General features: G+C 62.6%; 7 protein-coding genes. 5 read left to right on the top strand and 2 right to left on the bottom strand.

The genetic code is table 11. From position 1 onward, the window contains the following. Positions 1-510: 510 nt before the first annotated feature. Together HH800_RS13410 and HH800_RS13405 are read right to left on the bottom strand one after the other, a co-directional pair. Entirely contained in the window at positions 511-2166 is a 1656-nt protein-coding gene (locus HH800_RS13410; RefSeq protein WP_206379172.1) for a hypothetical protein, read from the bottom strand. Between the two features lie 11 nt (positions 2167-2177). Then, entirely contained in the window at positions 2178-4967 is a 2790-nt protein-coding gene (locus tag HH800_RS13405) for a beta-glucosidase family protein (protein ID WP_206379171.1), read from the bottom strand. On the opposite strand from HH800_RS13405, the gene HH800_RS13400 reads away from it, so the two are divergent. The 5 genes from HH800_RS13400 (at position 4939) to HH800_RS13380 (ending at position 12239) form a co-directional block, all read left to right on the top strand. Then, entirely contained in the window at positions 4939-5142 is a 204-nt protein-coding gene (locus tag HH800_RS13400) for a hypothetical protein (RefSeq protein ID WP_169861380.1), read from the top strand. The genes HH800_RS13405 and HH800_RS13400 overlap by 29 nt on opposite strands. Before the next feature lie 153 nt (positions 5143-5295). Further along, positions 5296-6180 (top strand): sugar phosphate isomerase/epimerase family protein, encoded by an 885-nt coding sequence (locus tag HH800_RS13395; RefSeq protein ID WP_235681883.1) that lies wholly within the window; start codon positions 5296-5298, stop codon positions 6178-6180. Then, on the top strand, positions 6177-7508 hold the full coding sequence (locus HH800_RS13390) for a spinster family MFS transporter (RefSeq protein ID WP_206379170.1): 1332 nt from the start codon (positions 6177-6179) through the stop codon (positions 7506-7508). The genes HH800_RS13395 and HH800_RS13390 overlap by 4 nt, the downstream gene beginning before the upstream one ends. A 22-nt stretch (positions 7509-7530) precedes the next feature. Beyond that, on the top strand, positions 7531-9954 hold the full coding sequence (locus HH800_RS13385; protein ID WP_169861378.1) for a penicillin acylase family protein: 2424 nt from the start codon (positions 7531-7533) through the stop codon (positions 9952-9954). Positions 9955-10094: 140 nt separating this feature from the next. Continuing rightward, positions 10095-12239 (top strand): TonB-dependent receptor, encoded by a 2145-nt coding sequence (locus tag HH800_RS13380; protein WP_169861377.1) that lies wholly within the window; start codon positions 10095-10097, stop codon positions 12237-12239. Positions 12240-12318 lie beyond the last annotated feature (79 nt).

Below are 12318 nucleotides of genomic sequence, written 5' to 3'. Positions count from 1 at the left end.
GGCCGCGTTTTCTTTTGCGGGTGGGCGCAATGGGGGAAGGTCGGGTCATGGGAAAGGTGACGCGCCCGCTATCGAAAACCGCGGTGTGCGCCCCGGATCTTGGCAGCGGGCGCGTCGCCCGCTCGATAACAACTGGACCCGTCCTGTCCTGCCGTTTGTCGGCACGATAGTTGTGCGCCATGTGCAGAAATGATGCGGGCGCACGACCTTGACCGGGCGCGGATGCGCCGGGATCGGTTTCTATCGCGATGTCTGGGGTGGTGAGTCCAGCTGGGTTCGAACCAGCGACCTACTGATTAAAAGAGCGAAAGTTGTAGCACATTGTTTAGCAAAAACAGGTACTTGACTGCATCCGTCTTCGAGCTGCTATCCAATGTGCTACAACGAATTTCAACGTGCGGCATTAGTGCTTGGCCCAGAAAAGGACACAGGCTCGATCGGCTTTATGGGCAATTGAAGTCCCCTGCTTTCGGTATATCCCAATCTGTCCTCACCTGAGTCGCTTAAGGGTTATGTTCTCAGGAAATAGGAGGGCGTGCAGCTCCATGCATGGCAGTAGCTGTTAATGTGGATGTCGCCATATGGGGAGGAGAGCGGATTGGCCGGGTCGAACACTTCCCAGAACGTGTCAGCGCCCGCATCGATCATTGCGCCCCAATAGCTTTCGAGTAGCGCCAGCGCGCCGGTCTTCTCGCCGCAGGCGATCAGGGCCTCCACCACATAATGATAGAGATAGGGAGTGGACGGCCTGATCGCGGCGGGATCGGCCAGCGCTGCGCGCAGGGCGTTGCGGCCTTCGCGCGGTGACAGCAGGCCGCCCAGCATCATCCAGCTGGCGCCTGCCCAGCTGACCTGCCGCGCAGTGCCGCTGAGCACCCGGCCGCTGGCGGCGTCCCAATAAGCAGCGCGCCCGGCGACGGTCATCATGGCGGCGCGGCGGGAGAGGCGATCCGCCTCCCGCGTCAGGCCCAGTCGCCGGGCCAGATCGGCGGTTGCCTTCCAGGCGAAGGTCAGCAGGCCCTGGATGGCAGCGCCCTTGTCCAGCTTGCTCGACCAGTCGATGAAGATCCACATATTGCCCGGATCGACGAACAGTCCGGCTGGACTGATCCAGCGTTCGATCAACTCCAGCTGGCGCTGAGCCACCGGCCACAGGTCGCGCGCCGTGGCCACATCGCCCGTCGCGTCCAGATAGTCGCGCAGGGTGACGTTGAAAAGTGCCGCATAATCGACAATGTGCATGCCGCCATAGCGCGGATAGGGTTTTTCATAGACGCAGGCGGCGACCAGCCCGTCCTTGTCGCGATAGGCGGCAAACAGATAGAGGCAGCGTTTGACCAGATCATTGTTGCGGAAGCTGGCATAGTTGGCGAGGGCCTGAAGCCGCAGGTCGCCGACCCACAGACGCTGGTCGCGCCGCGGGCCATCCTCGAAACTTGTCTGCATGCAGTCGCGCAGAGTCGCCATCGCAACCTCGTCTATCCGTCGCAGCCGCGGGGTCGACCCCATCGGCACGGGCATCGGACCGGCTGAAGTGATTGCATGCGCGCGGACATTGCCGAATTTCACCGCGAAGCCGGGTGAGGTGTCGATCACATCGACCCGGACATAGCGGAAGGCGTAGCGGCGCGGCATCTTCACCGATTGCGGCAGATAATCGACGGTGATGATCTCTTCTGGCAACCACGCCTCGCTAATCTTGCCCTTATAGGGGTGCAGCGGTTCGGCGACATCGGGCTGCACCTCGCCGAAGGTCAGCTTCAGCCGGGCCGGGGCATCGGGTTCACGCCCGACGGTTTCCAGATCGAAGGACAGATGGCCGGTGCGATGCCCGCCAAAGTCGAGGATGAAGCTGTCGCCCTTGCGGAAGCTGCGGGTGGCAAAGTCTGTGATGCTGGCATCCTCTTCCACCCGGAAACGCAAGATTTGCGCGGGGTCGGGGATCATCTTCACCAGCGCAAGCGGTTGCTGCTCGACGCTGTGCAGCGCGGGCATCAACGCCTGCGCCTTGCGCGCCCAGGCGGCATTGGGCTCGCCGGCGATGGCCGGTGCGAAACGGCTGCCCTGCGCCAACGCCTCTGGCCCGGCCAACAGGGAGGCGAGGGTGACGCCGGCGGCGCCACCCAGAAATTGCCGTCTGCCGATGGCAGGCGCGTGTTTCTGCATCGCGTCGCCCCTTAGCGGCTCTTGCCGGTCAGCGGCAGATCGCGCGAGGAGCCGCCGACCTGGACGATGCGCGTGCCCTTGGGCGTGGTCCAGCGTCCGGCCTTCTCGTCCCAATATTGCAGGCTGCGCGGTGCGACATGGACCGAGATCGTCTTGCGTTCCGATGGCGCCAGATGAATGCGATCGAAACCGGCGAGCGCACGCACCGGGAACGCGATGCCCTGCGGCGCATTGGCGGGTGCGCCGAGATAGACCTGTGCTACTTCGTCCGACGCGCGCTGCCCGGTGTTGGCGACGGTGAAGCGGACGTCGAGGCCGCCGTCGGCTGCAGGCTTCACGCCTAGGCCCGAATAGGCGAAGCTGGTGTAGCTGAGGCCGTGGCCGAAGGCGTAGAGCGGCGCCTTGTTCTGTCGATCGAACCAGCGATAGCCGACGTCCAGTCCTTCAGAATAGGTGACGACGCCATCCTCCCGCGCGCCGCGCTCGGGATAGCGCGGGTCGGTTGCGGGATAATCCTCCAGCGCCTTGCCCCAGGTGAAGGGCAGGCGGCCTGCCGGGCTGACGCGGCCGGTCAGGATGTCGACCGTCGCTTCGCCCCCTTTGTCGCCGCCCCACCACATGTTGAGCACCGCCTTCACCTTGCCCAGCCAGGGCATGTCAACGGGATAGCTGGTGTTGAGCACGACGATGGTGTTGGGGTTGGCGGCGCTCACATCCTCGATCAGCTTGTTCTGTTCCGCCGTGAGGCCGAAGATGGGGCTTTGCCGGGCCCAGGCGAAGACCACCGCCTTTTTCGCTTTCGCCGCAGTTTCGACGGCGTGGCGATAATTGGCCTCCTTCTGCTCTGGCGTGACCCAGTTCAGGCGGATCTGGATCGGCGCGTGCGAGGTGTCAGCGCCGGTCGTGACCTCGATACTATGCTTGCCCGCCGTCAGTTCGACGTCGCGGCGGACATTGTTGAGATTGTCGGTGGTAGACAGCAGCGCGTCCTGACCAGGCTGTACCGTGTCGCCATGGCGCGCGCCGGTCATGCCGCTGGAACGGCCGACCAGCTTGCCGTCGATCAGCAACTCGCCATGGGTGCCCAGCATCTGAAGATAGATGCCGTAGGTGCCGGCCGAGGGGATGTCGATCTCCCCCTTCCAGCCCGGCTGGGCGTCGGCGGCGAGAGCATTGGCGTTGCCGTCGGTGAAGTTCAGCGCGCTGTCCTGCGCGACTTTCCTGCCATCGACATAGCGGGCGAGGCCTGGCACGCCGTCGCTGCTGAAGCGGTCGGCGGGGATGGGCGTACCGGTCATGTCGTTGGCGACGGCATAGGCGACATGGGCGCCGGCGCGGCCGCCCGCCTCACGCTGGAGCAGGGCGGCGACACTGTTCTGGGTTTCGGGCAGGCCGAGCGAATGTTCGGCGTTGATGCCCAGGGCCACGACCTGACCCGCGCCGGGGCCGATCAGCGCCAGATCGTCCATGTCCGTTTGGCTCAAAGGCAGGGCGGCGCCGTCATTCTTCAGCAGGACGGCGGAATCCGCGGCGGTCTTGCGGATGATGGGCGCGATGCGGGGATCGACCGCGCCGCCGGTGGGCTGGTGATTGCCCCGGTCGAGCAGGCCGAAGCGGTTCATTTCATGCACGACGCGGTAGGCCGCTTCGTCGATCTGCGCCAGTTGCACCGTGCCGTCGGCCAGCGCGGAGGCCATGTTGACCGGCGCGGGATCGTCCGGGAACTGGCCGCGGAAGATCACCGACTTGATCGGGGCGCGCTCGCCCTTGCCCTCTTCCGGCACGGCGCGACCGAAGACGCGACCGAGCACGTCCATGGTCATCTTGAGCGGTTCGACCGGCGCCTTGTCATTGTCGAAATAGGAACGGGTGATGGTGAGCCAGGGGCTGCCCTTTGGCATCAGGCCTGGCATTTCCATGTCGAGGCCGGTGTTGATGTCGGTCGGCTTGTGCACTGCGCCCCAGTCGGACGTGACGAAGCCCTTGAAGCCCAGTTCCTTGCGCAGGGTGACGTTGAGCAGGTCGTCATTGGCGCAGGCATATTTGCCGTTGGTATAGTTGTAGGCGCACATCAGCGAGGAGACGCCAGCGTCGATCACCGCCTCGAACGGGGCGAGATAGACTTCATGCATGGTCTGTTCGTCCATGACCGTCTTGTAGCCGCGCAGGTCATAGCCGAGATAATGTTTGGCCTGCGCCATCACGCCCTGGCCCTGGATGCCGCGCACCTGCGCCGCGCCCATGATGCCCGACAGATAGGGGTCTTCGCCATAGGTGTTCCAGCCGCGGCTGAAATTGAGGTCGCGCATGATGTTGACGAACGGTTCCAGTGCCACGTCGACGCCGAGGCGCCGGGCTTCGAGGCCAACCACAGCGCCATTTTGTTCCGCATCCTCCCGGCTGAAGGTGGCGGCGAGTGCCATGGTCGCCGGCAGGGCGACCGAGGGTTCGCGGGTCAGGATGCCGGGAGGACCATCGGCAAAGCGCATCGAGGGGATGCCGAGGCGCGGCACGCCCCGGAGATAGCCGGCGGCGGCCTGATCGGTCTTCGCATCCTCCTGCGCCCCGCGGATCATATCGATCTTTTCATCGAGCGTCATCTTCGCCACCAGGTCACGGGCGCGCTGATCGTCACCGCTTTCCGGCACGGGTGAGGCGATCGGGGCGATCGGCTGGGCGTGGAGCGGGGCTTGCATGCCCACGGCGGCCAGAAGGATGGCGCTCGTATGGAGCAGGGCCTGCCGCCCATGGCGATGAATGTGGAAATGCCCCTTGGTGGCGCTGCGCGATTCTCTGTTCAATTCTGCCTCCGTTGATGCCGGCAGCAAAGCAAATTTAATTGAAATGTCAATTAATCTTTGGGCGTTTTTAGAGCGGGCTTCAATTTTTTTGATGCTGGTTGAGGCTTTTCCAACTTCATTCGTTCATGCGTATTTTTCTGAAGTTTTATCGCGACAAACTGACGTATTTACATGAGATTTGGATCGTTCCGAGAAATGTGAAATTTCGTTGACAAAGATTGCATAATAAATGAACATTCAACTAATCCAGCGCTGATCGCTGGTCTTGTCGACCTCAAAGAGGCGAGAAGGGGAGTGAATGAATCGTCGAGATTTTCTTGCAGCGACAATGGCTATGGCTGCGGCGGGCTGTTCCACGATCCCCAAAGTCGGCGGGTCGCGCAATGCGGCCTGGGGATTGCAACTCTTCACCGTAGGCGCACTGCTAGAGCAGGATTTCGAGGGTACGCTGCGGCAGGTGGCCGAGTTGGGCTACAAGGAAGTGGAAACGGTCGGCAGCTTCGGCCGTGATCCCGCCTGGCTGCGAGGGCAACTGGATCGGTTCGGGCTGGTTTCCCCGTCCCAGCATATCGCGTCCGACGAAGTCTATGCTTCCTTCGGCGCCTGGACGCGCAAGGAAATCACGACCGAGCAGAATCGCGAAAATTACGAGCGCGCCTTCCTGCCGGAAAAGGCGCTGGCGCTGGTCGAGGATGGCATCGGCAAGGCGAAGCTGCTGGGGCAGCGCTATGTGACCTGGCCGATCCTGATGCCGCGCATGCTGGCCGATCGCGCGATCCTGGACCGCTATATCGGCATTTTCAACCAGGCGGGGCGGATGTGCCGGGATGCCGGGCTGACCTTTGCCTTCCACAACCATCACCGCGAATTTCAGCGGCTGGGGCCGGACATGATCTACGATCTGATCCTGAAGGGCACGGACCCGGAACAGGTGAAGATGGAACTGGATTTCTATTGGGTGACCAAGGCGGGGCAGGACCCCATCCTCTATTTCGAGAATAATCCGGGCCGTTATTTCGGCTGTCATGTGAAGGATGTGGACGCCGTCGGCGAATTTGCCGTAGTGGGCACCGGGCGGCTGGACCTGCCCCGCCTGATCGCCGCCGCACGCAAGGCCGGGGCACAGCATTTCTTCGTCGAATATGACCGGTCGGACGATCCGATGGCGGCGATCCGCGACAGCATGGCCTATCTCAACAGGCTGCCCGCATGATCGATCATGAACTGACGCACCGGCGCGCCTGGATCGCGGTGATCCTGTGCATGATCGCCTATATATTCTCCTTCATCGACCGGCAGATCATGGCGTTGCTGATCGGCCCGATCCAGGCCGACCTTGGCATTTCCGATACCCAGTTCGGGCTGCTGCACGGTTTCGCCTTTTCCATCTTCTATGCGACGATGGGGATACCGATCGCGGCCCTTTCCGACCGCAAGTCGCGGCCGGTCATCATTGCTGTCGGTGTCGCCTTCTGGAGCCTTGCCACGGCGGCGTGCGGCTTTGCACGCGCCTTCTTGCAACTGTTTCTGGCGCGGGTGTGCGTCGGCGCGGGGGAAGCGGCGCTTTCGCCGGCGACCTATTCGCTCATCAGCGACTTGTTCCCCAAGGAGAAGTTGGGACGGGCGGTGGCGGTCTATTCGCTCGGTTCCTTCATGGGGACCGGAATCGCCTTCCTGCTGGGCGGCTGGGTGATTGGCGCGGTCAGCGCGGGCGGGCCGCAATATTGGCTGGGCCTGCGTCTTGCCGCCTGGCAGATGACGTTCATCATCGTGGGCGCCCCCGGTCTGCTGCTGGCGCTGGTGATGCTGGCGACGATCCGCGACCCGCGTGTGCAGCAGGCCGGGCGGGCCGAGCAGGGTGCGGGCGCATCTGACGCCAAAGCCGTTCCCTCGGTGGTGGAGGTGATGCAGTTCCTGGCGCGCAACCGGGCGATCTTTCTGCCGCACATGGCAGGCTATACCCTGGCCGCGATGACCTTGTTCTCGCTATTGTCCTGGTCGCCGGCCTATCTGATGCGCGTGTTCGCGCTGACGCCGGGGGAGAGCGGGCTTCGTCTGGGCTGGGTCGCGATCTTCGCGGCGGGCGGCGGCGTGCTGGCGAGTGGCGCGATCATGGACCGGCTGACCCGGTCCGGCAGCAAGGATGCGCCGTTCCGCACCGGCATCATCGGCGCGCTGGGCGCGGTGCCGCCGATTGCCCTGCTGCCCTGGGCGGCGAGTGTCGACCAGGCGACGCTACTGCTGGCCATCGCTTTCTTCTTCGCCTCCTTCCCGATGCCGCCGTCTACCGCCGTCATGCAGATCGTTGCGCCGCCCGCGATGCGATCGCGCGTGTCGGCCCTGTTCCTGGGCGTCAATTCGCTGATCGGCATGGGGTTGAGCAGCGCGCTGGTGGGGATGGCGAACGACCGATGGTTCGGCGGGCCGCAAGGCACGGGGCATTCTCTTGCGCTGGTCGCCGCCGGTGCGGCGCTGCTGGCGGTGCCCGTGCTGAGCCGTGGTCTGGCGCCGTTCCGCCGCTATGTCGAAAACAGGTTATAACTTCCGATAATTCAGAGGTCGCATGACATCCCTGTTCCGTTCTTCCTGCCGCATGCTGATCGGCGCCACAATGCTGGCCGGCGTATCGGCCCATGCTGCGCCCAAGCCGGCCGCGCAGGCAGGCATCATTATCCAGCGGGACCATTATGGCGTGCCGCATATTCATGCGCAGAGCCGGCCGGCGCTCTATTATGGGCTGGGCTATGCGATCGGTCAGGACCGGTTGTTCCAGATGGAAATGATGCGCCGATCCGTCTGGGGTGAGGTGGCCGAGATATTGGGGCCGTCCTTCGTCGATTTTGATCGCGAGACGCGCCAGCGCGGCTATACCCGCGCCGAAGTCACGGCGCGGCTGGCGGCGCTGAAGCCGGCCGAACGCGCGCTGTTCAGGGCCTATGCCGACGGCCTGAATGCCTGGATCGCCAAGGGTAGCCTGCCGAGCCAGTTCGCTGCGCTAGGCTTTGCGCCAAAGCCATGGACTGCGGAGGATCTGGCGCAGATCTTCATCGGCAATGTTGCGGTTCGCTTCACCGACAAGACACAGGAACTCGACAATGCGGCGATGCTGGACCAGCTAACCAGTCAGTTCGGTGCCGCGCGGGCGCGGGCGATGTTCGATGATCTGGTGCCGCTGGAGGAAGACCCGGAAGCGGTCACGTCGCTGGCGGCGGGCGACTGGACCGGCAAGAGCCTGCGCGCCCTGTCGGTCGTGGGGCAGCCGCATGTTGCGGCTGGCGGGCCGGGCGTCGCGGCGGCGGCGGAAGGGGTCGGCAAGGCCGATACCATGCTGGGCGCCAGAATGGCGTCGCTGGCGCTCAACGATCATGGCGGCAGCAATGTATGGGTCGTGGGCAAGGACAAGTCGGCGACCGGCTATCCGATGCTGATGGGCGGGCCGCAAATGGGCTTCACCATGCCGGGCTTCCTGTATGAGGCGGGATTGCACGGCGGGGGCATGGACGTGGTCGGCACGACGCCGATCGGCTTCATCCCGATTTTCTTCGGCCATAATGGGAATACGGCATGGTCGAGCACGGTGGGCCGGGGCGATGCCGTCGACAGCTTTGTCGAGCAGCTCGATCCGGCCGATCCGACCCGCTATTTCCACAAGGGCCAGTGGAAGAGGATGCAGGCGCGGACCGAGACGATCAGGGTCAAGGGTGCTCCCCCCGTGACCGCCACCTTCTATCGCACGGTCCATGGACCGGTGCTGCAGGTCGATGCGCAGAATCACCGGGCATATGCCCGTGCGCGGGCGTGGGAAGGGCATGAACTGGACACCGAAATGGCCTGGTTCGATTCGACGCTGGCGCAGGATTTCGACCAGTTCCACAAGGCGGCACTGCGATCGGCGATCAGCATCAACTGGTGGTATGCCGACCGGAAGGGCAATATCGGCATGGTCTATCCGGGCCATTTCCCGATCCGCGGCGCCGATCAGGACCCCCGCTTGCCGTCCGACGGCACGGGGGCGAGCGACTGGCGTGGTTTCCTGCCGTCGTCGCAGCAGCCCTATCGCCTGAACCCGTCGCGCGGCTTCTTCACCAACTGGAACCAGCAGCCGATCAAGGGATGGTATTTCCCCGATACCGGATGGAGTTCGGTGGAGCGCGCGCGGTTGCTCCAGAATTTCGTCGAGAGCCATGACCGGCTGTCCGCCGCCGATATGGAGAAACTGGTCGAAGTGGCCAGCACCATGAGCCAGACGGCGGACTTCTTCATCCCCGGCCTGATCGCCGCGATCGGGCAGCAGGCGCCCGGCGATCCGCAATTACAGCAGGCACGCGACCTGCTGGCCGGATGGGACAGGCGGCGGATCGATGCCGATGGCGACGGCCGCTATGACAGCCCGGCGCTGGTCATCTATGATGCCTGGCTGGCGGCGATGACCGCGCGTCTTTTCGCCCCCGAGGTCGTCGGGCCGTCGCTGTCCAAATCGCTCGGCTACAAGCGCAGCGATACCTATGACATTGGGCGTGGTCCCAAGCTGCTGGCGCGGATATTGGCCGGCAAGACGGCGTCGCTGCCGGTCAAGGCGGACTATCTGGGCGGGCGGGATGCTACGTCGGTCCAGGTCGAAACTTTGCGGCTGGTCTTGGCGAAGCTCGCGGCTGCGCGCGGGGCGGATATGGCTCGCTGGTCCGACCCGATCCTGACAACCCAGTTCGCGACCGCCAACGCCCATAATGTGCCGCAAGGTTCGCGCGAGCCAGTTATCGTCCCGCTTGCGGAACGGGGTACTCAGAATCACCTTATTGAACTGCGCCCAACCGGGGCAGTGGGCCGTAATGTGGTAGCGCCGGGCCAGGCCGAAGAGGGCGCGCAACATGTCCTCGATCAGGTCGGCCTGTTCCGGGAATTTCAGTACAAACCGATGCTGTTTTCCGACCGTGAAATTGCGCAAAATGCTGAAAATAAAGAGATTTTAAACGATCCCTACCGGTGATTAGCGGCGTAGCGAATTAATGAAACGTCGTTGCGTGGCGATAGCGTAAAGTGCAATAAAAATACTTGAAGATTACGATATAATGACATAAAAAATTGATGTCGTTCGGTAACAAAACAAGAGCGAAAGGGGTTTTAGCGATGAAACAGTTCAAGCGTTTGAGCAGTGTGAGTCTGGTCGTGCTGGCAGGCTTCCATGCAAGTGCGGCCATGGCGCAGACGGCCGAGCAGTCCTCCGGCGGTATCGACGAAATTGTCGTTACGGCTGAAAAGCGGGAAACATCGGTTCAGAAGACCGCGATCGCCATCACCGCTTTCGATCAAAAGGCGCTGGAAAAGAATGGCGTTTCCACGCTGACGGATATCGCGGCGATCGCGCCGGGGGTGGGCATCTCCAAGAACTCCGCCAACGTCATCATCGCGGTGCGCGGCGTTTCGAGCCAGAACACCAATGAAATCGGCGATCCGGCCATCTCGATTGCGCAGGATGGTTTCTACATCCAGAAGCCCTTCGGCTTTGGCGATTCGATGTTCGATCTCGAGCGCGTCGAAGTCCTGCGTGGCCCCCAAGGTACGCTCTACGGCCGTAATGCCACGGGCGGCGCGATCAACGTCATCACCGCAAAGCCTAAGGACGAGTTCGAGGGCAAGGTTGCGGTCGGCGTGGGCAATTACGACCAGATCACGACCGAGGGCATGATCAACCTGCCGGTCACGGACACGCTGGCGGTTCGCGCGGCGTTCTCGACCAGCAAGCATGACGGCTATCGCGTCAATGAGGCGCCTGCGCGCGCCGGCGACGACGCTGATTCCCAGTCGGTGCGCCTTCACGTTCAGTGGAAACCGACCCATCGCCTCAAGCTGTTGCTGACCGGCCAGTTGACCAAAATCGGCGGCGTCGGTCCGACGATGTGGGGCACGCCGCTGCGGTATACCTCCTCGGGTGCGATCGACACCAGCTATCGCCCGGACGTGGATGGCGACGGCACGCCGCACAGCCTGCCAAACCAGTATATCGACACGACACTGCGCACGATCCAATGGAACGGCGAATATGATCTGGGCTTTGCGAGCCTGGTCTATCTGGGTGGCTTCCGCGACACCGATTATTCGCAGTTGCGCGATCTGGACGGCACTACCAGCCAGGCGGCCTATATTCAGCCAACCGAGAAGGTGCATGACTGGTCCCACGAGGTCCGCCTGGTCTCTAACGGCAATGGCCGGTTCAAGTGGCAGATCGGCGGCTATCTGTTCCGCGAAACCTCGGACCTGTTCAGCCTGTTCCAGAGCTATGCGGTGGCCAATCCGCCGTCGAACATCTTCACCTTCTCCTATAATGTGAAGGCGAAGTCGAAGGCCGCCTTCGGGCAGGCAAGCTATGAAGTGATCGACGGGCTGAAGGCGGAGTTTGGTATCCGCTATTCGGACGACTATAAGAGCCGCACGGGCTACAGCAACACCGGCAGTGGCAATGTTGCGCAGGACGATGATGCCTCGAGCACCAAGACCACCTATCATGCTGGCCTGACCTACGACTATAGCCCGCGCAACATGGTCTACGCCAAGTTTGATACCGGCTATAAGGCGGGTGGCTTCAATACTGTGCCGGGGCAGAATACCCTGCCATATCAGCCGGAAACCATCACTTCCTGGGAAGTCGGCTCGAAAAATCGCTTCCTCGATAACAGCCTGCAACTGAACCTGTCGGCCTTCCTGTATAATTACAAGGATCAGCAGATTTCGGTGCGTGACCAGACGGTCGGTCTTTCGGCGGTATTCAACGCTGGTAAGTCGCGCATTTGGGGACTTGAGGCGGAAACCGTCTTCCAGCCGAGCGACGTCGACCGGTTTGATGCCAGCGCGGTATTCCTGCATTCGGAATATACCGAGCTTTGTCTCAACATCGCGACTGACGGTACCTGCGTGACCGACTATTCGGGCAACCGCTCGACCCAGGCGCCACGCTGGTCGTTCAATATGGGATATGAGCACAGCTTCGGGCTGCTCGGCGGCACGCTGACCCCGCGTGTCCAGACCCATATCGAAACCTCGTCCTTCTATGGGATCGAGAATTTCGCCTATCAGAAGCAGGACAGCTATTCGCGTAGCGACCTGATCGTGACCTTCACGCCGGAGAGCAAGAAGTGGAGCCTGCAGGGCTTTGTCCGCAACATCGAGGATGAAACGGTCATAACCAGTGCCGTCGCTAGCACGCGCTTTGGCACCTACAGCTACGGCATGGCGCCGCCGCGCACTTATGGCGCCAAGCTGACCTATAATTTCTAAATAGAGGCAGCGTTCGCAGGAGAGACCGCCGATGCGAAAACATCGGCGGTCTTCTGTCGTGTTGGAAGGCTGAAAGCCG

The organism is Sphingobium yanoikuyae (assembly GCF_013001025.1).
Classification (GTDB): domain Bacteria; phylum Pseudomonadota; class Alphaproteobacteria; order Sphingomonadales; family Sphingomonadaceae; genus Sphingobium; species Sphingobium yanoikuyae_A.
The sequence above is the reverse complement of the archived record's forward strand: the minus strand, read 5'-3'. Positions and strand labels throughout refer to the sequence as shown.

Excerpts from the sequence above, each read along its gene's own strand:
- HH800_RS13410 (WP_206379172.1), bottom strand. The coding sequence starts at position 2,166 with ATGCAGAAACACGCGCCTGCCATCGGCAGACGGCAATTTCTGGGTGGC.
- HH800_RS13395 (WP_235681883.1), top strand. The coding sequence starts at position 5,296 with ATGGCTATGGCTGCGGCGGGCTGTTCCACGATCCCCAAAGTCGGCGGG.
- HH800_RS13390 (WP_206379170.1), top strand. The coding sequence starts at position 6,177 with ATGATCGATCATGAACTGACGCACCGGCGCGCCTGGATCGCGGTGATC.
- HH800_RS13385 (WP_169861378.1), top strand. The coding sequence starts at position 7,531 with ATGACATCCCTGTTCCGTTCTTCCTGCCGCATGCTGATCGGCGCCACA.
- HH800_RS13380 (WP_169861377.1), top strand. The coding sequence starts at position 10,095 with ATGAAACAGTTCAAGCGTTTGAGCAGTGTGAGTCTGGTCGTGCTGGCA.